Source organism: Streptomyces sp. CBMA123, from assembly GCF_014596465.1.
GTDB lineage: Bacteria > Actinomycetota > Actinomycetes > Streptomycetales > Streptomycetaceae > Kitasatospora.
In genome coordinates this window covers 83,863-107,332 of the sequence record NZ_MECK01000610.1, presented here as the reverse complement: position 1 = coordinate 107,332, position 23,470 = coordinate 83,863, and the positions used below count along the sequence as shown (strand labels likewise).

The 23,470-nt window shown below is 70.3% G+C and carries 20 protein-coding genes and 3 pseudogenes; 10 read left to right on the top strand and 13 right to left on the bottom strand.

What is annotated here, in order from left to right; translation table 11 throughout:
* Positions 1-48: 48 nt before the first annotated feature.
* Entirely contained in the window at positions 49-1,896 is a 1,848-nt protein-coding gene (locus BG452_RS39465) for a glycoside hydrolase family 15 protein (protein ID WP_188309161.1), read from the bottom strand.
* A 1,066-nt stretch (positions 1,897-2,962) separates the two neighbouring features.
* Here BG452_RS39465 and BG452_RS39460 point away from each other — a divergent pair.
* Together BG452_RS39460 and BG452_RS46555 are read left to right on the top strand one after the other, a co-directional pair.
* Positions 2,963-3,514 (top strand): DUF6368 family protein, encoded by a 552-nt coding sequence (locus BG452_RS39460; protein ID WP_188309160.1) that lies wholly within the window; start codon positions 2,963-2,965, stop codon positions 3,512-3,514.
* A gap of 412 nt (positions 3,515-3,926) precedes the next feature.
* Positions 3,927-4,148 (top strand): annotated as a pseudogene (locus BG452_RS46555) (hypothetical protein); the annotation flags it as partial.
* Here BG452_RS46555 and BG452_RS39455 read toward each other — a convergent pair.
* The 3 genes from BG452_RS39455 to BG452_RS39445 form a co-directional block, all read right to left on the bottom strand.
* Positions 4,109-4,528, bottom strand: coding sequence for a hypothetical protein (locus BG452_RS39455; RefSeq protein WP_188309159.1), 420 nt, complete (start codon positions 4,526-4,528; stop codon positions 4,109-4,111). The pseudogene BG452_RS46555 and the gene BG452_RS39455 sit on opposite strands and share 40 nt — an antisense overlap.
* Before the next feature lie 102 nt (positions 4,529-4,630).
* Complete coding sequence (locus BG452_RS39450) at positions 4,631-5,008, bottom strand: bleomycin resistance protein (RefSeq protein ID WP_188309158.1); 378 nt, start codon at positions 5,006-5,008, stop codon at positions 4,631-4,633.
* Between the two features lie 278 nt (positions 5,009-5,286).
* On the bottom strand, positions 5,287-5,874 hold the full coding sequence (locus tag BG452_RS39445; RefSeq protein WP_188309157.1) for a DUF6939 family protein: 588 nt from the start codon (positions 5,872-5,874) through the stop codon (positions 5,287-5,289).
* Positions 5,875-6,283: 409 nt separating this feature from the next.
* Between BG452_RS39445 and BG452_RS39440 the strand changes: the two genes are divergently transcribed.
* Positions 6,284-6,748 carry a hypothetical protein gene (locus BG452_RS39440; RefSeq protein ID WP_188309156.1) on the top strand — a complete coding sequence of 155 codons (465 nt, stop codon included), beginning with the start codon at positions 6,284-6,286 and terminating at the stop codon, positions 6,746-6,748.
* Between the two features lie 7 nt (positions 6,749-6,755).
* A pseudogene (locus BG452_RS46550) lies at positions 6,756-6,936 on the top strand (IS5/IS1182 family transposase); the annotation flags it as partial.
* Between the two features lie 385 nt (positions 6,937-7,321).
* Here BG452_RS46550 and BG452_RS47445 read toward each other — a convergent pair.
* The 5 genes from BG452_RS47445 to BG452_RS39420 form a co-directional block, all read right to left on the bottom strand.
* The gene (locus tag BG452_RS47445; protein ID WP_262986112.1) at positions 7,322-7,444 is read right to left on the bottom strand and encodes a hypothetical protein; all 123 of its coding nucleotides are present in this window, start codon (positions 7,442-7,444) and stop codon (positions 7,322-7,324) included.
* A 14-nt stretch (positions 7,445-7,458) separates the two neighbouring features.
* On the bottom strand, positions 7,459-7,746 hold the full coding sequence (locus tag BG452_RS39435) for a hypothetical protein (RefSeq protein WP_188309155.1): 288 nt from the start codon (positions 7,744-7,746) through the stop codon (positions 7,459-7,461).
* A 1,658-nt stretch (positions 7,747-9,404) separates the two neighbouring features.
* Positions 9,405-9,854, bottom strand: coding sequence for a DUF6210 family protein (locus tag BG452_RS39430; RefSeq protein WP_188309154.1), 450 nt, complete (start codon positions 9,852-9,854; stop codon positions 9,405-9,407).
* A 363-nt stretch (positions 9,855-10,217) separates the two neighbouring features.
* Positions 10,218-10,856 (bottom strand): hypothetical protein, encoded by a 639-nt coding sequence (locus BG452_RS39425; RefSeq protein ID WP_188309153.1) that lies wholly within the window; start codon positions 10,854-10,856, stop codon positions 10,218-10,220.
* A gap of 226 nt (positions 10,857-11,082) precedes the next feature.
* Entirely contained in the window at positions 11,083-12,018 is a 936-nt protein-coding gene (locus BG452_RS39420; RefSeq protein WP_188309152.1) for an AraC family transcriptional regulator, read from the bottom strand.
* A 102-nt stretch (positions 12,019-12,120) separates the two neighbouring features.
* On the opposite strand from BG452_RS39420, the gene BG452_RS39415 reads away from it, so the two are divergent.
* A complete protein-coding gene (locus tag BG452_RS39415) occupies positions 12,121-13,050 on the top strand; it encodes an NADP-dependent oxidoreductase (protein ID WP_188309151.1) in 930 nt (309 codons plus the stop codon).
* A gap of 704 nt (positions 13,051-13,754) precedes the next feature.
* On the opposite strand, the gene BG452_RS39410 is transcribed toward BG452_RS39415, so the two are convergent.
* The 3 genes from BG452_RS39410 to BG452_RS39400 are packed head-to-tail and all read right to left on the bottom strand — an operon-like array spanning position 13,755 to position 16,869.
* The gene (locus BG452_RS39410) at positions 13,755-14,159 is read right to left on the bottom strand and encodes a DUF6009 family protein (RefSeq protein ID WP_030556097.1); all 405 of its coding nucleotides are present in this window, start codon (positions 14,157-14,159) and stop codon (positions 13,755-13,757) included.
* Entirely contained in the window at positions 14,156-15,778 is a 1,623-nt protein-coding gene (locus BG452_RS39405) for a phage/plasmid primase, P4 family (protein WP_188309150.1), read from the bottom strand. The genes BG452_RS39410 and BG452_RS39405 overlap by 4 nt, the downstream gene beginning before the upstream one ends.
* Positions 15,775-16,869, bottom strand: a complete 1,095-nt coding sequence (locus BG452_RS39400) for a bifunctional DNA primase/polymerase (protein WP_188309179.1) — start codon at positions 16,867-16,869, stop codon at positions 15,775-15,777. Before BG452_RS39400 ends, BG452_RS39405 begins: the two co-directional genes overlap by 4 nt.
* A gap of 883 nt (positions 16,870-17,752) precedes the next feature.
* Here BG452_RS39400 and BG452_RS47920 point away from each other — a divergent pair.
* From BG452_RS47920 to BG452_RS39380, 4 genes and pseudogenes are all read left to right on the top strand, one after another.
* Positions 17,753-18,031, top strand: a pseudogene (locus BG452_RS47920) (DNA/RNA helicase domain-containing protein); the annotation flags it as partial.
* A gap of 207 nt (positions 18,032-18,238) precedes the next feature.
* Positions 18,239-18,529 (top strand): hypothetical protein, encoded by a 291-nt coding sequence (locus BG452_RS39390; protein WP_188309149.1) that lies wholly within the window; start codon positions 18,239-18,241, stop codon positions 18,527-18,529.
* Positions 18,526-18,918, top strand: coding sequence for a hypothetical protein (locus BG452_RS39385; RefSeq protein WP_188309148.1), 393 nt, complete (start codon positions 18,526-18,528; stop codon positions 18,916-18,918). The genes BG452_RS39390 and BG452_RS39385 overlap by 4 nt, the downstream gene beginning before the upstream one ends.
* A gap of 643 nt (positions 18,919-19,561) precedes the next feature.
* Complete coding sequence (locus BG452_RS39380; RefSeq protein ID WP_317621440.1) at positions 19,562-20,863, top strand: restriction endonuclease; 1,302 nt, start codon at positions 19,562-19,564, stop codon at positions 20,861-20,863.
* Positions 20,864-21,134: 271 nt separating this feature from the next.
* Here BG452_RS39380 and BG452_RS39375 read toward each other — a convergent pair whose 3' ends face one another.
* The gene (locus tag BG452_RS39375) at positions 21,135-22,136 is read right to left on the bottom strand and encodes an ADP-ribosylglycohydrolase family protein (protein WP_188309147.1); all 1,002 of its coding nucleotides are present in this window, start codon (positions 22,134-22,136) and stop codon (positions 21,135-21,137) included.
* 221 nt (positions 22,137-22,357) lie between these two features.
* On the opposite strand from BG452_RS39375, the gene BG452_RS39370 reads away from it, so the two are divergent.
* A complete protein-coding gene (locus BG452_RS39370) occupies positions 22,358-23,437 on the top strand; it encodes a hypothetical protein (RefSeq protein ID WP_188309146.1) in 1,080 nt (359 codons plus the stop codon).
* Positions 23,438-23,470 lie beyond the last annotated feature (33 nt).

The window sequence follows — 23,470 nt, the reverse complement described above, 5'->3', positions numbered from 1 at the left end:
ACGTCGCCGGCCCTCCCGTGGACGTGGGGCGGCCGGCGGCGTGTGCGGTCAGCGGGGCCGGCGCTCGGCGCGGTCGAGTTCCTCGTCCAGGGCGATCGCGGCGTCGATCAGGGCCAGATGGGTGAACGCCTGCGGGAAGTTGCCGAGCTGCTCGCCGGAGGGGCCGATCTCCTCGGCGAACAGGCCGACGTGGTTGGCGTAGGTGAGCATCTTGTCGAAGGCGTAGCGGGCCTGGTGGAGGCGTCCGGCCCGGGCGAGTGCCTCCACGTACAGGAAGCTGCACAGGTTGAAGGTGCCCTCGGAGCCGCGCAGGCCGTCGGGGGAAGCGGCGGGGTCGTAGCGGTAGACCAGGCTGTCGCTGACGAGTTCGGTGTCCATGGCGTCGAGGGTGGTCAGCCAGTCCGGGTCGGTGGGGGTGAGGAAGCCGACCTTCGGCATCAGGAGCAGGGACGCGTCGAGGACCTCGGTGTCGTAGTGCTGGACGAAGGCGCGTCGCTTCTCGCTCCAGCCGGAGTCGACGATCTGTCGGAACACGGTGTCGCGGGCGGCCTGCCAGCGGGCCACGTCGCCGGGGCGGGAGTGGGCGGTGGCGAGCCGGATCGCCCGGTCGAAGGCGACCCAGGTCATCAGCCGGCTGTAGGTGAAGTTCTGGCGGCCGCCGCGGGTCTCCCAGATGCCCTCGTCGGGGCGGTCCCAGTGGTCGACCAGCCAGTCGATGACGCGGGTGAAGGCCTGCCAGCCGCGGATGCCGCCGATGTCCTCGGCCTGCGCGAAGGCGTAGGCGGCCTCGCCGTAGATGTCGAGTTGGATCTGGTCGGCGGCGGCGTTGCCGGCCCGCACCGGCGCGGAGCGGCGGTAGCCCTCCAGGTGGTCCAGTACCTCCTCGGTGAGGTGCGGTTCGCCGTCGACCCGGTACATGATCTGCAGCGGCTCGCCGGAGGCCGTGCCGCTGGCGTCCAGGCGCTCGCGCAGCCACCGGCGGAATGCGCTCGCCTCCGCGGTGAAGCCCAGGTCGATCATGGCGCGCACCGAGAGGGAGGCGTCGCGCACCCAGGTGTAGCGGTAGTCCCAGTTCCGTTCACCGCCGATCTGCTCCGGCAGGCCCATGGTGGCGGCGGCGATCGGGGCGCCGGTCGGGGCGTAGGTCAGCAGCTTGAGGGTGATGGCGGAGCGGGTCACCATCTCGTGCCAGCGGCCGCGGTAGCGCGACGATCGCAGCCAGTCCGTCCAGAACCCGGTGCACGCCTCGAACTCGGCGAGTACCGCCTCGGCGGTGGGGACCTGGCCGCCGGGTCGGCCGCTCAGCTCGCCGGGCTCGCCCGTCTCGCTGGTCAGCACCACGGCGGCACGCTCACCGGCGTGCAGCGTGAAGCGCGCGGAGACGTCCGTGCCGTCCGGGTGCAGCCCGATCTGCGCGGTGGTCTGCACCTGCAGGTCCGTACCCGGGCCGCGGAAGAGCATCGACCCGTCGTCCAGGCGAGTCAGGTCGTGGGGCGCGCGGCCGTAGTCGAAGCGAGGCCGGCACAGCAGCTCGAACGGCATGCTGCCGCGCACCACCCGCGCCACCCGGACCAGCCGGTGTGTGGCCGACGGCGTCGGCGACGGGTCGGGCGGCATGAAGTCGAGTACCTCGCCGACACCGCTCGGCGCCATGAAACGCGTGATCAGGACGGCGGTGTCCGGCAGGTACAACTGGCGGACGGTCGCCTCCTCGCTGACGTCGGCGTGAAGCCGGCAGTAGCCGCCGCGGTCGCTGTCGAGCAGCGAGGCGAACACGCTGGGGGAATCGAACCGGGGGGTGCACCACCAGTCGACCGTGCCGTCGGCGGCGATCAGCGCCGCCGTCTGGAGGTCGCCGACGATGCCGTGCGCCCCGATCGGGGGGTAGCCGTTCACAGTGCCTCCTCGGTCCGCCCGTAGGCGGGGGACGCGCAGAGCCCCTCGCGCCGCCGGCGCGGGCCGCGGGTGGCCGCGCCCCGCGTCTGACCGACGGCGGGGCCACCATGGCCAAGCGCCGGACGATCTGCCCATCATCGCCGCGTCGGGCGCCCCCAGCCACTCCAGACCGAACGCCAGCGACCGCCTCACAGGCTGGCGGGGCCGCCATGTGGAACCGTACTGGTGATGAGGGACGACACCGCCTGAGCCCTCCTGGCCGCACGCTGCCAGGGGCCGCCACGAACACGCCAATCGGAGCGGTTGCCGCCGCTGCGGGGCTTTGCCCACCATCTACGGCTCGCCGTCGTCTCCACCAGCCGACGGTTCACGCAGCTGCCGCTGCCCAGCCTCTTAGGCGTTCCTTGACACCTTCACGGCCACTGCCCGAGAAGCAGCAAACGGCCCATCGTCAAGAAATGGCAAAGCGCTCCTTTCGTCTCAGGTCAGAAAGCCTCCTCCCCGCGCCCGCGGGGGTCAGCCGGCAGCGAAGGGAGCAACCATGTGAACGAGGAACACCCACTCCAGCAGGTCCGCGGCACGTGGGGCCAGATCGTCGCGCCGCATCGGGACCGAGAGCGAGCCGTTCACGGACTCCGGCAAGTCGGCGCACTGGCAGAGCGGCCGGCCCCCGAGGCATGTTCTGACGTCACGTCATAATTTCTCGCGAGCTGGCAATCAACGCCAGACCTTGTCTATCAGACGTCTAATGAGGTCATTTGTCTTCAGATCTCGGAGCTTGGCATAGCTCTGGCAGCAACATCACGATTCTCAGCGAGAAGCGGCCTCGAGGCGAAGGGCGGAGTTCATGACGGCCAAGAACCTCGGAGCCGCGTGGGAGGTTCCCGTCCCGCCGGTCGAGGTTCGGCTGGAGAAGCAGACCTATTCCGCGGTCCAGCCGTTGCAGTACTCGAGGCCCGCCTCGCTGCTGGCGCGAAAGGCCAGGGCTTCGCGGCCCGGGCCGGCTGGATCCGGGGTGGGGGGAACTGGGGTGTATCGGAGCCAGGCAGGGCGCTAGGCTCCCGGCATGGCTGGTCCGACGCTGGTGATCGAATTGGCGGAGCCGGTCTCCCCGGTTGCGCTGAGTGGGTTCCGCTCGTTGATACGAGGGCTCGCCACCCACTTTGAGCAGCTGCGGCAGGGATACTTCGACGTCAACGTGCCCGTGGAGCGGTTGGGCATCGAAGCGCCCGCGACTCTCGATCCGCACGAGGCGGACCGGCCTTTCTTGGTCCATTTGTTGGGGCCGGGGGCTGGTGACGAGGGCATCTTCGAGGCGGAGCACGCGGATGAGTCCGAGGTGGAAGCAGTCCTCGGCTTCAAGCCGACACAAGCTGTGAACGTCAGCGCCGGCTGCAACCGTGGGATTGACCACGTGGCCACCGCCCTGCTGACCGCGGCGATCGTCGACGTCCTCGGGGGCGTGGTCAAGGTCGAGCTGCTGGAGGGACAGGCAACAGTGGTCGACGAACTTCCAGGAGTGCTGGGGGTAACCGACGGGGACTATCCGATGGTGCTCGGCACCGCGGGGTTCCTGCGGGCCTGGGTCGGCCAGCCCGGCTTCCGGCTGCTCAAGTAGCCCAGGGGCGGGGAGCGCGCGCCCTGGCTGTGCGGCGGCCAGCAGCATCATCGCCCGCCGGTACCGCACCGTACTCGTACTGCCCGGACGCACGATCCTCTGTAGCTGCTGGCCTTCCTGGTCCGTGAGTTTGCGGACCACGACCGGCTCCGCCATCGCGCCCCTCCCAAGCTGAACGTCTCGCGACATCCAACCGGCCGAGGCTCTGTCAGCGCCAACCCGGTGGACCTATGCAGTCAGAGCACCGGAAGGACAGCTGGCCCTCCCCCACCGCGGATCTGTCCAACTCCCGCATTGGGACCGGAATTTTCCGCAGAAAATTCAGGCCCCGCAACGCCCAGGCGCCGGCCTCGGGAGGCTTGTCCGCATCACCGATCTTCAAGGAGACAGCCGCTGGCGCCCGCCCGGGTCGCGACGCGACGGCCATGGGGACTGGCACGCCGCCGCGCAGCGCAACCTCTTCAACCGCATGATCGGCCAGCTCTACCACTGCCTCCAGAAGGGCCGACGCCACGACGAGGCGTTGGCCTTCCCGACCATGCAGGACGAGTCGGGGGTCCGCGGCCGCCTGACCCCGTCACGTCACCGTCACCGTCACCGACCTGAAGGCTTGACCCACGGAGCGAACCGCTGATCAGGAGCTGCGTCCTCGCGCCAGTACCTCAATACGGTCTCCTGCACAATGTCCAGGCGATCCGCAGCGATGAGGCACGAGGCAGGCTCCGTCCCGCCTGCGTCTGCTTCGAAGGCGACCAGCACGGGCGGGTCTTCGCCAAGCAGGCCTATCGCCGCCGCCAACTCTTCAGGCGTGGGCACGCGAAAGAGAGGATCTTGGAAATACGACGGGCAGTTGACGAAGAGTGGGTCGCCGAAGACCAGTTCTAGGCCGTGGTGGTAGGTCAGATCGTGATCGGCAGCGAGCCGAAACTGCCCACGGCCCCACGCGACAACGTCCCACTCCCACCAAGATCCTTCAGGGAGTTCGATCGCTGCATGAGGCTGTTCGACGTCCACCTTCAGGCCCTCCATCTATTCGAACGGAGCGACAGGCTACACAGCTGCTCCACGCCTCGGCTTGACGCGTTAGATCCCTGAGGTATCTATGCGGTCTCGGCACTAGGAACCGTGTGGGCTGCCGATCCGGAGGAGGTTGCCGCTGCGGTCGACCAGGGCGAACTCCCGCATCCGGTAGTCGGTGTCGGCCACGGGAGTCAGGCGGCTGCCGGTCGACGGCTCGCTGGGGATGCCGGTCAGTGCCCAGTCGCGGCGGAGGGCGTCGGCGTCCCGAACCTGGAGGTAGCAGCTGCCGGCAGTGGCCAGCGGGTCCACGTCGGGGTCGTGGCGGAAGTGGAGTTCGACGGTGCCCCGGACGAGGATCAGGTAGCCGTCCGGCCCGTCCCAGCGGCCGCGGGAGCTGAAGCCGAGGCGATCGTAGAACTGATGTGTCTCGTCCAGGTCCCGGCTCGGGAGGATCGGGATCGCGTACTCGTCCATGGCGTCACCTCGGGGGTGTGTCGGATGGGGTCTGGTCGGATCAAGTGCCGCAAGCCCCTGACACCTGGGTGGCGGGGGCCAGGGCAGGGAGCAGGCCGGAAGAATTTTCCGCGGAAAATCCGGATCCAGCTGACGGGCCGCCTTGAGGCAGGTTCGGAGGGCGGAGCAATCCCTCGGCGGCCCGGCGCTGCAGCAGTTGTCGGGCCGCGGAATTTTCCGCGGAAAATCGGGGGCCGTCTGCTCGGGCACCGCCCGGCGGTTGGCCCCGGATCACCCGTTCATGGCGTCCGGCTGCCGGCACTGCGGGGAGTCTCGGGGTCGTTTTCGCTGGGCCAGCGTCCTTCTATATGCAGTTGGATGAGCGCGGCGTGCGAGAGCGGGGTGGTAGGGACTGTCACGTCCCCGTTGGTGGTGTAGTCCAGGAGTACGACGTCGTGCTTGCTCCTGAGCAGCTCGATCAGATCGGTGGCTCGGTGCTCGAGGACCCAGCGGTAGGCCGGCAGGTAGATACGGCGCCGGGCCGTTTCGTAGGGCAGCAACCGGTCACCGTCCAGACCGGTTCGGTGGCCCAGGACGGGGCCGTACCGGCGGACTGTCCGCTTCAGGCCCTTCATCGTGGTGATCCGGAGCTTCGCGGGATCGACGTCGGAGTCCTGGAAGACCTTGAGGGCTTGCCAGATCCCCTCGACGGACTGACTTGTCACTCCGTCGCTGTAGGGCACCGGGAGGTCGCCGTGCGGGTAGAACGGGCTCAGCCGCACCCACGGCTCCGGTGCCTTGGAGGTGACGTCGATGACCTCGGCGCCGGGGAAGGCGGCGGTCAGTGAGGCCATCGAACGGCGACGGCTGGCGATACGGATCGGCACTTGAGGACCCCCTGGTTCGGCGACGGCAGTCACCGAGCATCTCCGATAGCACTGACATCCCAGCCGCCGTTGGCAGCGGGACAGCGGTGACGAGAGCCCGGTGTACGCGTCCCGAGGCCGTCACCGGCAGGGGTGATGCTGTCTGCAGTGCCGGGGCCATGGCATCGATTGAGGGTGAACACAGGCGCCACCGGCCGCGACTCCCCACTCCCCCGGCTCCCCCACTCCCCCGGCTCCGAATTTTCCGCGGAAAATTCGGAGCCGGGGGGACGCCTTGCGAGAGCGGAGGTCCGACGGAGCGATGGCACGCCGCGGGCGTTCCGTGTCGCTGAGCCGTCCTGTGTTCTCCTGACGGCTGTCCCCGTCTAAGCGGGTGAGGTGGCGCTGACGGTCGCGGTACGGTCCCCGGGTGGAACTCGTGAACCCGGCCTGCCCGCTGCACGGACCTGGCATCGACCCCTGGTCTTTGGTCGGTAGCCGGCTCGTCGAGGTGCTGGCGTCGTGGCACACGCACGCCGGGCATCCTGGCGACGGCCCGGTCGAGGTGTGGCTGATCGACGATCGAGGCAGGTCCACCAACATCGCCAGCGGCACGGACTGGTGCCTCATGGTCGAGTCCTCCGGGCCGGATGAAGGCTTCGACATGGGCGACTGGGGCCGGATCGACGTTCTGCCCGTGCGTGACGAGACACCGTTCGCGGCCCACCTCGGCGAGGTTGTGCTCGGAGTCCGGCAGGAATGGAATCCGGCAACAGGGCGCGTGGCACTTGAACTGGACTTCGCATCGGGCGGTGTCCGCTGCGAGACCTGGAGCGGCAACCTCCGCCTCCTGGCCGTAGAGAGATCCACGGGTCCGACCTTGCCAACGCCGTGATCTTGGAGTGGCAGGTGTGATCACGGCGTCGGCCCCGTCCTCGACGGCCCGCCCGTTCATTGGGCTGGGCTCGCGCGACTTCCGGACGCTGGTCACGATGCTCCGCCGCGAAGGGGCCGGCACGGTGCGCCGAGGCCGCCCGGTGGGGCCTGCCGTTGGAGGCCCGGAGCCTGCCGGCCTCCGTCTACTGACGCACGAGCCTGACGCTGCGACAGCTTGCACCGCTGCTCGGGGTGTCCAACGGCGTCCACCACGCGATGCTCGGCATTGCCCGTCTGCACATCCTCCTCCGGGGGCGCACCGGTGATTCCCGCCCAGAGGCGGATCACCCCGCCCTGATCTGCCAGAGATCAATGACGGGACGACCCTGGGCCACGGAATTTTCCGCGGAAAATCGGCCGACCGAAGAACGGGTGCCTTGGGCAGCACGGCCAACAGGCCGACCTGGGCGTCGGGTGAGTCCGACCCTCAGGGGGCGAAAGCGGCCCGGCGTTGGACCAGGGATCGGCGTCGATCCGCTGATCCTCTCCTGTCATGACTCCCCCGCGACGTCACCGTGTCGCGGCCCGCGATCTACCGGCCCGAGCGGTTGGCGAAGGTGTCCTCGTCCGCGAGATTGAACACGCTGGCGCAGCGAGGGCATTCGGTGTTGCCGGGGAGATGGGTGACGCCGTCGGCGAGGGGCTTCCTGTCCATCCCGGACAGCAGCCTCATCCATACATCGCCCGATCCCCCGAGAGGTGCTCGGGGGACGCCGGCCGCAGGTCGCGTCGGTCGACGTCTCCGAGGTGCCAGTCCCTGATCGCCGAGTACCGCCCGTCGTCTCCGATGGCGATCGTCACCTCGGCATCGCAGGGAGGACAGGGAAGGTGGTGGAAGCCGTCGGTGAAGTCGCCCGGGCCGACGCTCCAGTGGTACTGCTCCTTGGCGGCCAGCAGATCGACGAATGCCGCGAGATAGTCGGGCGGCCGCGACTTCAGGTACTGGTCCAGCAGCACACGAAGTTCAGCGATCGTGTCGACGCGGTCCGCGAGCAGCTCGTCACAGCCGTGGCGCCCCTCCCCCAGCGGACGATCGTCCCGGCCAGTGCGCGCGCCTGCGGGTTGTCCGCCGCGAGCCGCACCAGGCGGGGAAGACGAGGTCATCCTCCAGACACAGCCGGTATCCGAGTTCCTTCCACGCTTCGGCATCTTCCTCGTGCTCGACGCGGTCCAGCAGCGCGGGAGCACGCTCGACGTTCCCACGGCAGTCGCGCATCCGTGTCCAGTCGATCGGACCGACGTGGAGTCGCCCGGGAGGGCCTGGGCGGATCCGTCTCGTTTCCCCTGTCTGATCGTCCACCGGTCAGTGCCCCCTGGTGGTCGGTCGGCAGCGTCCGCCGATGCCATCCACCTTCCAAGGGGACTCCGCCCGGCCGGGCGAAGCGCAGCTCGTCGTTCAACGCGGTCGTCAGCCAGTGGGCGAGGGTGACGCCTTGCGGTCGGCAGTCGCCGTCGGCGTTGGACCACATCGCGCCGTCCTCGTCGCGGAAGTCGACCATCGACCACATCGTGCAGCCCCGGTCGTGGAGCGGCACCACTCCGGCTGGTACTCCCCCAGTCGGATCCGGTCCGTACTCATGGGCTTCCGCGATGTGCTCGTGGCACTGCTCCATGTCGACCGGCAGCCCCTTGTCGGCGGGTCCGAAGCCGCCGTGGAAGGCCTCGGTGTGGAGGCGCCGAAGAAACCGCCTCGGGCGGCGCGGGTGGGGGAGCGTTCCGGCCCCGGGCGATCCTGCGGCAGGTTTCGATGATCTCGTCGTCGGTCACCGGGGGATCGTGGGGACTCGCTCGGACACCTGAGGCCGCCGCTCCCGGATGGCGGTCCCGCGGGAAAGTCAGGTTGTCCCGGCATCATGCTTGTTGGCCTGTTGCTCTGATGGGGGTTGTTCACCGAGCCCGTGGTCGTGACGGTCGGGCGAGAAGCCAGTGGCGCACCGCTCGATGCTGGGGGATGCAGGAACTCAACATGCGGGGCCCCGGCCGGTGGGCATCACGGCCCGGACGGTACGAGCCGGCCGGCCTGGCGCATCGACTCGTCGGTGCCGTTCGCGCGTCCCGGAATTTTCCGCGGAAAATTCGGAGGCGCTGGGGGAGAGGCTGTCAACGCGCCGGGGGAGTGGCCGGTGGTGAGGCACGTCCCGTACGGATGGCTGCACCTGTGGTCCGTCCCCGGTCAGCGACCGCCCGGGCCAGGCGGTACGGAGCGCGGTGGGCCGGGCGGGCCCGGCTGTAGAGCGCCGGGGGAGTCGGCGCCTGGTCCGATGCGTGCAGGCTCAAGGGGAAGGCTCTCGCAGCTACCGCTACTGGCTGGGGGCCGGGACTGCTGGATGCCGCAGGACGGTCGGAGGCCCGAACACTGTCCTGTCCTGTCGGAATCCCGGTCGGCCTGCGGGAGCCGTTGCTGCACCTTCGAGGCCCCGAATTTTCCGCGGAAAATTCGGGGCCTCGATGTGGGCGGAGCTGTGCTGTCCCGTAGGGCTGCTCAGGGGGCTGCGGCTACTGAGCGATCATCGGTATCGCTCACCTGCGCAGCCTCCGCGCAGGCGGCTGGCGGACTGTCGCCTCGGCTGCTCGGGGCATCCGGGCATGAGCCCGAGATGGGTTGCGGGAGAGCCTTAGTCGGAGTTCTCCCAGACCAGTACCCCGGGACCGTCAGGCGTGATGACCGGGATCCACGCCTCGGCCGCCTCGGAGAGCCTGGACTCGTCGAGGACCAGAGACGGTGGACTGGAGACGTCATGGCGACCGGAACCGTAGATCCCCAGAGCGTCGACGGCGGCCCGCAACCGGTCGAGCATCCCGGCTGGCCACTCCTGCCCGCGCATGCCCCAGCCCTTCAGCTCGCCGACGAAGATCGCGTTCAGGTCCTCGTCCAGGTTTGCTCCGTAGAGCGGGACAAGGTAGCCCTCCTGCTCGTACTGAGCGCAGGCATGACCGCCGCACTGGTTCTGGTAGACCACCCCGGTGGGCGCTGCCACGATGACGAACATCCAGCCTCCGCCGCACCCGTCCGGGTCGAGGTAGACGTACCGATTCGCCGTCATGTCGTGGATCTGGTCGGTCATCTGGTTCGGTCTCCAGGGCGGGTCGGCGGGGTCGGCAGTCTTCAGGAGACCGCACGCAGCGGCCGCCTGGAGGACAGGGACATCGAACCTCAGGCGGGTACGCGCCTCCACCGGATTTCGGCCGGCGTCCAGCTGGCCGGGCCCGACTGCTGGATGACTCGGAAATTTTCCGCGGAAAATCGACGAGCCCATTACCCCTGTCGAGGTCATTCCTTCAGCACCGGAGATGCGCCCGCGAGCCCCTGTCTCCTCGATCTGCGCTGGATCAACGGCGCGCTGTTCCTCTACTTCGGAGCCAGCCGAATCACCGCGATCCAGAGGTCCCCGACCTCGTCCACGAGGTCGGCCGCCGGGGGCGCGTCCTCACCCGTTCCGACCGTCGGTGTGGTGCCGGCGTACCTGTGGCGCCGTCAGGCGGGCGACCGTCTGACGGGCGGCCTCCCGGTGGTCCGGTCGCGGCGCCGGCACCCGGGGGCCGGCCAGGTCGCGGCCGGTGACCGACTTCGCGTCGACCCTGGTCCAGTCGGCGCGGCGTACCACGGCGACGTGCCCTTCCACGTGGGCCTTGTTGTCCTTCCAGTCGTCGTGCGGCGCCATGAGGACGCGCAGGTCCTGGTCGTTGAGCCACTCCAGCCCGAGGACCTGCCGTCCGAAGTCGTGCTCGATGAGCGACCGGACCCTGCCGGTCTCCAGGTGAAGGAGCAGCAGCTCCCCTTCGAAGTGGTAGCCCCCGTCGTAGTCCCCGGACCCCACGGCCAGCAACGGGCGGACCGGATGGAAGGCCATCGCGTGCACGGGGTACTGCGAGCTGATGAGCCAGCGGCGGCGGGCGCGGTCGGTGACGTCGAAGACGCCGACCGTCTTCGCCTCGTCGTACTCGTGCGCGCCGGCGACGGCGACGGCGAGCAGGCCCCGCCGCTTGTCCGTGACGGCCAGGACGGGATCGCCGATCTCGGCGAAGGGGTCGTCGGAGCCGTCGTGGCCGGTGGGCGTCTGGGTCATACCGGTGATCTTCGCAAGGATCCGGTGAGGTACGCACCCGGATTCTCGTCGCGCTGCGCCTGGGTGCCTGGGCCGGGACCAGCCGGCCTCGGCCGGCAGGGCGTGCCCCGGTAGCTGGGGCGGTGTTCCTCGGGGAATCGGCCTCGTGGAGGCAAGGGCTGTCGGCGGACACCTGGATGTGCCCGGTCGCGTACAGGTGAACGTGCTCACCGTCCTCGCGGCCGAGTCAGCTTCGGCGCCGGTACGCGCCGGGGGCCAGTCCGTGCGTGCGCTTGAACGCGTTGGCGAAGGCGAACTCGGAGGTGTATCCGACCTGGGCGGCGATGGATCTCAGGGGTGCTTCCGTCGCCTGCAGGAGGCGGGCTGCCGTGGTCAGTCGCCACCAGGTCAAGTAGCCGAGGGGCGGTTGACCGATCATCGAGGTGAAGCGCCTGGCGAACGTTGCCCGGGAGAGGCCGGCTTCCGCAGCGAGTGTCGCCACGGTCCACGGCGCTGCCGGGTCCCGGTGGACTGCGTGGAGGGCGGCGGTGACCGCCGGGTCGTTGAGCGCCGCGGCCCAGCCGGTGATGTTGTCGCGGGCGGGCTGTTCGGCGAGCCAGATGCGCAGGATGTACATCAGGAGCGTGTCCAGGAGTGCGGGGACGGTCGCGCTGGTGCCCAGGCGCGGATTGCCCACCTCGGCGGCCAGGAGTCGCACCGCCGCGTGCAACTCGGGATGGCGGCCTGGATCGGCCGGCAGGTGGATCAGCTCGGGCAGGGTCAGCAGGAGGGGGTGGGTTCGGGACGGGTCGAGCCGGTAGGCGCCGCAGAGCACCACGGTGGCCGGGCCGCCCTGACCGTGCCGGTCGACGCTGTCCGACGCGTAGGGCCCGGGCGACTCGGCGTCGTCGGGGCTGCAGACCGGGGCTGTGGCCGCCGTTGCCGGGCTGTCGGCCAGGGTGTGCCCGCTGCCGTGCGGCAGGAACAGCACATCGCCCGTGTCCAGTCGGACCGGCGCCGCGTGTGGCGGCAGGAGCCAGCAGTGGCCCTCCAGGATCACCTGGAAGCCTGCCGAACCCGGTACGGACGCGAACTGCTGCCCCCAGGGGGCGTGCCATCGCACGTGTGCCGACCGGGGCCGGCCGGTTCGCGCCACCGTGATCACGTCGCTGAGCACATCCATGGGGCGAGCGTACGCATGAGACGCGCGCGCATGAGACGAACGCGCATGAACAGGGCACCCTGGCGTATGGATCGTCTCCGTGGACGGCCGTAGGTTCACGGCATGAAGATGAAGACCGCGCGTATTCACGCGTTCGGCGATGCGTCCGTGATCCGCTTCGACGACGTTCCGCGGCCGCGACCCGGCGCCGGTGACGTGCTCGTCCGCGTCGCGGCGACTTCGTTCAACCCCACCGAGGCCGCGTTGCGCGCCGGCCTGCTGCAGGCGTTCCTCCCCGTGGAGCTCCCCTACACGCTGGGCTGGGACGTGGCCGGCACGATTGCCGGGATCGGCCCGGGGACCGAGGGGTTCTCCGTCGGCGACCGGGTCGTCGGGCGGCTGGAGGGTGCCGGCGCGGCGGCCGAGTACGTGCGGGCGCCGGGTGCGCTGCTGGTTCCGGCGCCGGCCTCCGTTCCTCTCACGCACGCCGCGGCCCTGCCGGTGGCGGGCCTGACGGCCTGGCAGGCGGTGTTCGAGCACGGGAAGGTGGCCGCCGGCCAGCGGGTGCTGGTCAACGGCGCGGGGGGAGGGGTCGGCGGCTTCGTGACGCAGCTCGCCAAGCACGCCGGGGCCGAGGTGATCGCCACGGCCAGTGCCCGCAGCGACCGGGCAGTCCGGCGGCACGGGGCGGACCACGTGATCGACTACACCGCCGGGCCGGTCGTCACCGCGCTCGACGGCCCTGTGGACGCTCTGCTCAATCTCGTTGCGCTGAGTTCGCGTGATGCCGCGGCGCTGGCATCCGCGGTACGGCCGGGCGGGCGGATCGTCTCGATCGCGACCCCTGTCGAACCGCCTGCCGACGCCGGGGTGCGAGCGACGCACATGGTCGCCCGCAACGACGCGGCGCACCTGGCCGCGCTCGTGGGACTCGTCGACGCGGGGAAGGTCGCACTCGACATCAGCGCCTCACACCCGCTGGCCGACCTCGCGAACGTCCACCGCCTCAGTGAAGCCGGCCGTATCCGCGGCAAGGTCGTCATCATCCCCTGAGAGCGGAGGCCGCACCCTGTCGCCGGCTCCCCAAGCCCGACTCGATGGGCACGTTCATGGGTACGCAGCCGAGCGAGTTCGCGGGTGCGCAGACAAGGGCGGAGGTGAGTCGCTTCAGTCGCTGTTTCGGTACGGCTTCGTTGGTGGCCCGGGGGGCGGCGAGCAGTTCCCGGATGGGCTGGAGTCGCACGCCGGATGGCCGTGCGGGCCCGGAAGCGGGGCCTGGGCCTTGACGGAGCGAAGGCCTGGGGGCGCGCTGGCCATGCTGAAGGCGGAGGTCGACCGACTTCGCGGTGCAGCGACCACGACGGGTGGGACAGCGACTGTAGACGGGGGGACAGCGACTCTGGACAGATGGGACAGCGACTGTAGCCGTCGACCGGGGTGATGAGCGCACCGAGGTCAGCAGCGTGGCCCCGCAGCGCCACGCCCGGGTGACGCCCGCAGTCGCGCGGGACCCCGGCTGGGCAGAACCGGTCGATGGCCCGTATCGCCGGTGCCATCGGTGGAGTGCTCTCCGGCCGGGGCCGAGGAGCCGGCCGGTGCCCCGGACACGGCGGGTTCCTGAAAGGGCTCCTCCCTGACCGGCCGGCCGGCTCTCCAGAGGCAGCTGCGCGAACGACAGCGACCGGACCACGAAGGCGGTGGGGGTGCGACCCGGGTCCGGGTCGCACCCCCACCGCCTTCGTTCCGAAGCGGTCAGGTCAGGCCTTCGGGAGCGTTATCCCCAGTTCGAGCATGGCCGGCGAGGCCGGGCCGCCCTCGGAACGCTCGGTCTTGTACCCCTTGACGCCGGGGGCGACGGTGCGCGGGTCCACGGCCTCGGAGGGGGCGCCGGTGGTGTAGAGGCCGTCCGGGTCCTGGTCGCGGTCGTGGGGGAGCAGCCAGAAGACACGGCGGCGGAAGGTGCCGGAGGCCCGGGAGGACTTGGCGTCGGGGCCGAGGATCGCGTAGCCGACCATGCGGCCGTCGCGGTGGTAGGCGGGGCGGCCGCGCCGGGTGGTGAGGCGGTCCAGCGACTGGCGGACGTAGTCGAGGTCGGTGGTGTCCTCGAGCCAGACGAGGTCGGTTTCGTGGGCGAGCTCGGCCGGGTCGATCAGCGCGCTCACGCGTTCTGCTCCTCTGTGTCGTCGGTGATCAGGCCGATGCCCGGGTAGTACTTGCGGCTGTTGGACAGGACCATCTCCTTGGGAGAGGTCATACCCAGTGTCTCGCGGACTCGTGCGGCGAACGCACGACCGGATACGGGATTGGCTCCCTCGAAGCCGCACCAACGGGTGTAGGCGCCGAAGAGCTGGGACTGTTCGGCACGCATGCCCTCCCCGGTGATGCAGGCCTCCTTGAGGAAGCGGCCGACGTGGTCCTCGGTCTCGGCGTAGGCGGTGGTGGCGGTCTGGACGGCCTGGGGGCCGGCCAGGTCCTTCTCACCGGCGAAGTAGCGGCGGGCGCCGTCGATGAGCCAGGCGAGGATACCGGGGCCCTCTTCGGCGACGAGGACGTGGGCCAGGTTGTCGATCTTGCGTTCCTCGGGGACGACGCGTTCGAAGGGGATGAGGCGCATTCGGCGCCAGAAGGCGAAGCCGCCGGTGCCGACCTCGGGGCGGTGGTTGCCGAGGAGCCAGAGCTTGTGGGTGGGCTCGAAGGAGAAGAAGTCCTGGCGCATCCGGCGGGCCTTGATCTTGTCGCCGCCGGTGAGGAGCTTGACCCGGGCTTCGTCGAAGCGGTCTCCGGGCTTGAGCTCGGAGCACACGATGATGCGCCGGCCGTGGAGTTCGGCGAGGTCGGTGGGGTGGCCGTCGAAGGTCTTGGCCATCAGGAAGCCGGGCGGGGCCGCGTCGGCGTAGTCGCCGAGCAGCTGGATCATGACGTCCAGGAGGACGGACTTGCCGTTCTTTCCCTGGCCGTAGAGGAACGGCATGACCTGGGCGCCGACGTCGCCGCTGATCGAGTAGCCGAGCAGCAGGTGGAGGAAGTCGCGGGTCTGGCGGCCTTCCTTGTCGTCGCCGAAGGTGTCGGTGAGGAAGCGGTCCCAGCGCGGGGTGGGCATCCGGGCGGGGGCGAGGGTCGTGGAGCGCGAGTGGTGGTGGACCTTGGGGTCGGGCGGGGCGATGGCACCGGTGCGCAGGTCGACGACGCCGCCGGGGGTGCACAGGGCGTAGGCGTCGGCGTCCAGGAGTGAGGCGTTGAGGACCATGCCGGGGGCGGACTTGGCCTGGGCGAGCATGGCGTTCATGCCGGAGGTGGACAGGGCCCGGCGGCGGTGGCGGCGCAGGTCGGCGTTGGTGTAGACGCCGCGGGGGTCGTGGGTGGCGACGCTCTCGGCCATCTCGCCGGCGGCCCACAGGACGGTGTCGTCCTCGTCGAGCTGCCAGCGGTGGGTGGCCCAGCGGTACCAGCCGATGCCGGGGACGTGGCGGTAGTCGCGTCCGTAGAGGTGGACGAAGAGTTTGGCGTTGCCGCGGTCGGACAGGGAGTCGGGCAGGAGGCCGTGCGGGCTCGCCTGCGGGCCTGCCGGGGCCCGGTCCGGCCGATCAGCGGCCGGGGCCGCCTGGAGGGGCTGGACGGGCGTCTGTGGCGCTGCGGGGGCGGGTGTGTCGAGGAGGCTGTCCTGGACTGCGGTGCCGTGCCAGGGGGCCTGTGCGGGCCCGGGGACCGGCGGGTACTCCAGGATCTGCTGGGCAGCGGCCACGGGGTCGAAGACCGTCCTCTTGCGGGTGCTGTCGCTCATCCTCGCGCCTTCCCGACGTGCAGGGGCTGCCGGGCTCCGGCGGCGAGGCCGGAGCGGATCACGGCGGAGCTCTGCCGGTCCTGGGAGGGGCGGGCGGCGCGGGCGGCGTCGGCGAGCAGTCGCTCGGCGGCGGCGTGGGTGAGGTGTCCGGCGGAGACGAGTCCGCCGACGGTGTAGGCGGCGCGGTTGAGTTTGCCGGTGAAGCCGGCTCCCTCGGGGGTGGTGGCGCAGTCGGTGACGTCCTGGAGGACGGTGTCGAGGACCTTCTCGGCTCCGCGTTTGCCACCGCCCGCGGCGACCACGGCCTGGCGGGCGCGGTCGGGGACGGCGGGCTGCGGCGTGCGGGGCTGCGGGCTCGGGCGGTCCTTGAGGTGCCCGGTGCGGATGAGTTCCTCGGCCAGCCACCGGGGGAGTGGGGCGGGGGTGGTGGCGCCGGGCAGCGGGGTGTAGGTGCCGCCGGTGGTGACGGTGCTGGGGGCGACGATGTAGCCGCCGTGGGCGCGGACGTCGACCTGCCAGGCGAGGGCCCGGCCGGTGGAGGAGCCGGTGGAGCAGGTGAAGCGGTGGTGGGTGTCGTCGCGGTACCAGAGGTGGAGGCCGCCGGAGGGGGTGCGCACGCGCAGGGTTCCGCTGTCCTGGGACGGGTCGGGGGCCTTGCGCAGCGCCGCGAGCAGGGCGAGGGTGTGGTAGCCGTTCTCGAGTCCGTCGAGGTCGACGCCGTCGTGGATCGGGATACCGGGCAGGAGGCGGTCCCGGGCGGGGACGTCGGCGGGGTGGCTGTCGACGTCGATGACGACCAGGCCTGCGGGGCCGCAGGCGACCCCGGTGCCGAAGCCCGGGTTGACCCGCCACCAGGCGCCGATCAGGTCCTGGTCGGTGGTGGCGGCGTGGAAGCCGTGGCACCAGCGACCGACGCGGTGGCAGGGGCACTCGCTGGGGGAGTGGGGCGAGTCCTGGCAGGGCTGGCAGTTCGCGGGCGGGGTCTTGCGTCCCGGGGCCAGCGGATGGACGGGCCAGCCCTGGGCGGCACACCAGCGCGCGACGGCCAGCGCGTCCGGCTGACGCTCCGTTCGGTCGCTCCCCACGGCCATCGGCGCCGTCACGCTGGTCCCTTCCCCTTGGTTCGGTAGCTGCTGCAGCTGCTTCGGTAGCTCGGTCGCTGCCCGGATTTGAGTCGCTCGTTCGGTCGCTGACAGCAAAAAGCCAGGTCAGAGCACTGGCGGGTGCTGGATCAGCGACTGAAGCGACCGAAGTCCAGAAGATAGCTCACACAGACTAGCCGAGCGAGCACATACGGTCCCGGACTGCCGGGACTTGCGGGGAAACTGAGCGACCGAACCCTGGGGCAGCGACCGAGTCACTTCGGTCGCTGTTTTCGGTCCGCTGACGTTTCCGCAGGTCGGAGCCGATTTTCCCACCAAACAGCGACTGAAGCGACTGAAGCTCGGGTCTATAACGCACACACGCACACAGGAATGTCTTCATATACCCGACCTTGAGTCGCTTGGGTCGCTGATGGGGCAGGCATAGGGGCTCTGACCTGGGGTTTTGTCCAGCGACTGAAGCCCAGCGACTGAAAGCGACTGAGTCTCTCCGGGCCCAGGACCCGGCGTGTCGCGCGTGTCAGGTACGAGGTGAAGCTGCCGGTTCGGTCGCTTGCGTCGCTTCAGTAGCTCTGGCCGCCGGGATGTCCGTGGCGGCGGCCAGAGCCGGAGGTGGGTCCTGCGTGCGTCCAGTTGTTCGGACACTCCCGGTACTGGGTCGCTTCGGTCGCTTGAGTCGCTCGGTCGCTGCCCCGAGGAGCTGCTTGTTGCAAGGCGGGCCTGGCGAATCCCGTGAGCCTCCCGGGCAGCGACCGAAGGCGGAGAGCTACTGAAGCGACCCAAGCGACTCTCGTACGGACATGCCGCCACCTGTGGGACCCGTCGCTGCCCGGGCGCGGGCCGACCAGAGCTACCCGGCTGTCAGAGGCCGGTGATATCCATCGGTCATGTACGGACACCGGGGGTCCATCAGGGAGGCGGCGCGTCAGAGCGTCCGGCCGGAGTTCGTCGACGCGTGCGCCGCACGATCCTGGACGCCGTCAAGGACGCCGGCGGGAAAGGTCCCGGCGGCTTGGTCGTGGTCACCGGAGGCCCCGGCACCGGCAAGACCGCCATCGCGGCTCGCCTCATGGGTGAGCTGTGCAGCATGGAGGGGCGCAACCCCCACCTGCTCACCCCGTCAGGCGCCCTCACCAAACAGCTCCAGCGGCTGCTGCAGGACGGCCGATTCGGGCCCGACATCCCGGAGCCCCGAGAATCGTGGACACGCGCCGCCCGCGAAGCGGTGAGAGCGCCTTGGCCTGCCCCCTGGGCAAGCCGCAGGGCACATTTCCGGGTGAACAGCCGCGACCGAACGGCATCTCCAGGACGGACAGATCGGTACACCGTTGGTGTACCGGCGGTGTACGATCGTGGTATGGCTGATGCGACGATCAAGGTCACCCCTGATACGCGCGACCGGCTGGCGGCTCTCGCAGCGGCCCGCGGCACCACGATCGGTGCCCAGGTGGCTCTGCTGGTGGAGTCGCAGCCCACTGCGGAGCAGATCGCGGAGCGCGTCGCCGAAGGCCGTCGGCTGCTGCGGGAGCACTTCGGGATGACCCTCACCGACACAGAGCTGGACGAGGGCCCGAACCTCCTGCAGCGGGTCTACGACGTTGCTGCGGCCGACGCCCGAGCCAAGGTCACCCCCCGGCGCAGCGCGTGATCGTCCTGGATTCCAGCGCCCTGTCCGCGCTGGCGGCCGGTCACCCGCGCCTGCACCGGATCGTGGACTCCGCTCTGCAGAGCCCGTTCCAGCATCTGCTCGTTCCGGTGCTGTGCGTGGTCGAGGCCGAGGTCAAGGACGAGGGCGCCGCCCACGCGGTGATGGCGCTGCCCGCGCTCGAGTTCGAGCCCCTGGACGCGAGTAGCGCCGTGGTGGTGGCGACCATGGTCCGCGACGGGTACGGGGGACCGGATCTGGCCCATGCCATCGCGACGAGCCTGCCCACCCCGGCGCGTCCGCTGCAGCACCTGGTCCTGACGGCCCGTCCGGAGCTGTATCCGCCAGGGATCGCCAGCGTCGACATCGACGACCCCCGTCTGGAGCCGTAGTACCGCCGGCGGGAATGCCAAGGGACGAACCCCACCTGGGCGAGGGTGCGCACATCCCCGCCGCGCCGCTGACCTTAAGGTCCGCTTGGCCCCCGCGGGTCACGAATGACGCCCCGCTCACAGTTCCTCCCGCTCACCGGCAGGCCTCCGGCTCGTCCGGTCCGGGCATCGGTCGGGCCATGACTGGACCGCAGCGCCCCCGGGGCGGCCTTGACGCGGTGCGCACAGCCGAACCCGGTGGAGGAACGGCCCGTGCAGCCAAGTGGGGCTATGACTTCCACAACCGAATGGGCCTTTGCGGCGCTCGCGACGAACTGCTCATATTCGTCTGCCGACAGGACCCGCTCCATGAAGTCCGGATCGTCATCGAATAGCCGGACGGCCGGCGCTCATCCGCCAGGCCGAAGGAGTTCGAGGCGCAACGGCGACGCACCGCACTTCCGCGCGAGCGCACCTCACCGGCCGCAACCACGGAGTCCTGGACAAAAGCCGGTCCCCGTCCGGAAACCGTTGCGTGGCGAGCACCACCTGCCTCCGAAGCCCACCGCGGCCGTGCCCCACTGCCACCTCGGTCTGCCCGATCTGTCGGATTGTCCTACTCATCTGACAGGATCGCGTTTGGATCTTTGGTGAAGGGGGAGCGGTGGGGAACGCATTGCGTATGGAGGGTGTGCTTCGGTACGCGGCGTCGAAGGAAGCGTCGCCTGCAACGGTCGACGGACTCGACAACTTCTACTTCGTCACCGCCACCCCTGGCCGGCCACGTGCCCAGCTCGAGAAGGGCATCAACCCCATGGCCAGGGTCAAGACGGCGGCTGATACCCGGCGCCCGGCTGTGATGATCCGGTCGAGTCCGTGGAAGGCCGGATCGGAACAGACCCCGTGGCACGACGTGTTCGACGTAGACAACGGCCACGTCCGATATTTCGGCGACCACAAGCCCGAGACGGCTGCGCAGGTCGGCGGCACCACAGGCAATGCAGCGTTGTTGGAAGCCTTCGACAGCCACCAGGCGCTCACACCCCAGAGGCGGGCCGCGGCGCCTCCACTGCTGCTCTTTCGCTCCGTCCCCCACAACGGCAAGGACAAGGGACAGGTCCAGTTCTGCGGAGTGGCCCTGATCGAACGGGCCGAGCGCGTGGTCCAGTGGGACGAATCGACACAGAAGAGCTTCACCAACTACGTCTTCGATCTCGCTGTCATCGACCTCACCGAGGAGGACGACAGGCTGGACTGGGACTGGATCAGCGCCCGGCGGGACTCCGATCTGTCCGACGCCGAGATACTGAAGCTGGCCCCAACGGCGTGGCGTGAGTGGGTCAAGCACGGTCACTCGATCCTGCCGAGGGTCCGCCGCCGGGTCGCCCGCAGTCGGGTGGTCAAGGTCCGCGATCAGCGTCCCAAGACGGGGAGCCGTACCGAGGTGGACCTTCAGGCGGTCTACAAGCGGTTCGACCACGACAAGCACGCCTTCGAGGTACTGGCGGCGGTCGTTGCCGAGAAGGTGATGAGCGGTTCCGGGCACAGCTACAAGGACGGCTGGCTCACCCGCCGCTCCGGCGACGGTGGTGCCGACTTCGTCGGGCGATTGGACCTCGGCAGCGGTCTGGCCGGGACCAAACTGGTCGTTCTCGGTCAGGCCAAGTGCATCAAGCCGGACAGCCTGGTGTCAGCAGAACAGATCGCACGCGTGGTGGCCCGACTCAAGCGAGGCTGGATCGGCGTGTACGTCACCACCGGCTCCTACTCCGAACCCGCGCAACTGGAGATGGTCGAGGACCAGTACCCGGTGGTCCTGATCAACGGCCAGGACCTGATCAGGGAACTGCGCGCGATCGCCCTCCAGGACCACGGCGGGGATCTCATGGCATGCGTCGACGCCCTGATGAGCAGCCGATCACCGGAGGTGTTCAACCGCAGGCCGGAAGAGATCCTCCTGGCCTGAAGTCCTGCAATCTGACCTTCACCGACGTCCGTCGGCCGGCCCACGCCGACGACGGACTGGCCATACGGCCAGCCCATCCAGGCCCGGTCCGAACGGAATCTCGGCGAAGGGACGGGTACGGCGGACAACAGTGATGACAGCCACCCGGCCTACGTCAGGAGGGGGTAGGAAGGCCGGGCCGAAGGCGGCGAATCCGATGGCGAGCGGGTACCGGACGGCAGGCGCCCGAGGAAGCGTCCCGGTGAAGGACCCACGGATCCGGGCGGGGCTGTCACCCGCCGGGGTAGCGGTCCCACCAGTGCGGGTCGCGGGCCGGTACGTACTCGCTGCCGCCGGGTGAGTCGACGTACTGCTGGAGCAGGTCGCGGGCCAGGGTGTCGAGCACCCAGGCGAGTTCGAGCCGGCTCAGCGGTTCGACCGGCAGCGCGTCGACGCCGTGTGCGGCACCGAGCAGCGCCCCGGCGGTGGAGGCCACCGAGGTGCCGTCCGGTGCGCCGGCCGCGAACCGCAGGGCCGCGTCCACGGTGTCGCGGCCGGGGAAGCGGGAGACCACGAGGAGGGCGCCGAGCAGTGCCGAGGCGGCGGTCGCGTCCGGGGCGATCCAGGCGAGCTGCCCGTGGTCGGGGACAGCGCCGGGTGCCTTCAGCAGTTCGAGGACCGTGTCGGGGCTCGCCGAGTGCGGCATGGTCAGGGAACGGACCAGGGCGTCGATCGGGTGCGCGTCGTCCGGGCGGGAGGCCGTCCACGCCCGGAAGGGGTCGTCCTCGGCGAGGCAGTGGGCCACGAGCCCGGCCGCGCCGAGGGCCGCGTCCTGTGCCCCCGGAGCGCCGTGGGTGAGGGCGGCCGTCTCGCGGACCAGTTTGGCGCAGGTGGCGGGACCGGAGAGGAGGCGCAGCACTCCCAGGGCCAGGCTCCGGGTGAGCGCGTGGGCCCCTCGGCTGCCGTTGACCGGCTTGGTCGGGGTGCCCTGCGTCAGCCCGGTCAGAGCCGCGACGGTGGCCGGCGCCGAGCCTCGGTGCTCGCGAAGATCGGGCACCCGCGCGAGCCAGCCGTTCGGCCACCGGCCGTCCCTGCCGCGCGTCCAGCGCTCGGAGATCCGCTCCGGTTCGATGCCCTGCAGGAAGGCCCAGCGGCAGTACGCGTGCCAGATCACGGACGGCGGGTGGCAGATGCCCTTGTGGTCCATCCGCACCGAGGCACGGATCGCTCCTTCGACGGTGAACGCCGCCAACTGGGTGCTGACACCGATCCGCAGCGGCCCCTCGGCCGGCACGGATCGAGCGGCTGGTCAGTCCTCGTACCCCTGAACGACCTGGGGCGGGGCGTGCCGGTACGATCCTGCTCGCCGCGCACGCAGGTGCGAGGGCGGGGGGGCGAGGCGAGGTGCATCCGCGCTGTCTTCGTGTCTCCTGTCCTCGTCCGTGCCCGGTGCCCGCTCAGGGACCGCCCGGGTGCGGGTGAGCAGTCCCGTCCTCGTCGCTTGGAAAGCAGCCCATGGTCTTTGTGTCGCTCGTCGTGCTCGTGGTGCTCGTGGTGCTCGCTGTGGCGGGCAAGCTCGTCGTCTCGCGGGTCGTCCGGGAACGGCGGAGCCACCTGGAGACCGAACTGCGGAACAGGCTGGTCCCGCGCGAGCAGCTCGTGCTCCGGGAGGACGAGCCGTCCGCGGAGTTGGCAGCCGCGCTCGACGCCGCCAGGGCCGGTGACTGGCGCACGGTGTCCGAGTACCTGGCCGAAGCCGACAGCGACCGTGACGCGAACCGGCGCTGGATGCGGATGGAGCCGCTGAGCACGGCGGCGGCGAAGGAGGACCACTGGCTGCGGCGGTGGCGCGAGGAGGAGCCGCGCAACGCGGCGGCCGCCCTGCTGCAGACCGACGCGTTGGTCCAGCTCGCCTGGGAGATCCGCAGCGGCAGGTACGCCTCCGAGGTGACCATGGAGCAGGCCGACGGCTTCCACCGCGTCCTGCGCGAGGCGGAGCAGACCGCACGGGAGGCCGTCGAGCTGGCACCCGCCGAGGACCCCAACCCCTGGGTGGCGCAGATCGCCGTCGCCATGGGCCTGGGCTGGTCGCAGGAGGACTTCCGCAAGCTCTGGGCCGAAGTGACGGCCCGTGACCCGCACCACCTGCGGGCACACGAGGGCGCCCTGCAGTACTGGTGCGCCAAGTGGCACGGCAGTCACGAACTCATGCACGCCTTCGTCGACACCGCGCTCGCCGACGCGCCGGCCGGCAGTCTGCTGACCACCCTGCGGGTGCGGGCGTACTTCGAGCAGATCACCCGCGACGAGTCGGGGGCGGCGGCTTACCGGACGCCGGAGTTCACCGCGGCCGTGGACGCTCTGCTGGCCGACCTGGAGCAGGCGGATCCGGCACATCCGCAGCTCCAGGCCGCCCGGGGCTGGGCCGCCTGGTCGCTGGTCATGAACGCCCGGGTGGCGCACGCGTTCGAGCAGTTCCAGGCGATGGGCCGCGAGGTGGCCGGCCCCTGGCGCAACTACGACGATCCGCAGGCGGCCTTCGACCGGATGCGCGAGATCACCGTGCAGGCGATCGCCCGGATGGCGAAGGTCTGACGCACGCACCGCAACCGCGCGGTCGGGTCCGGC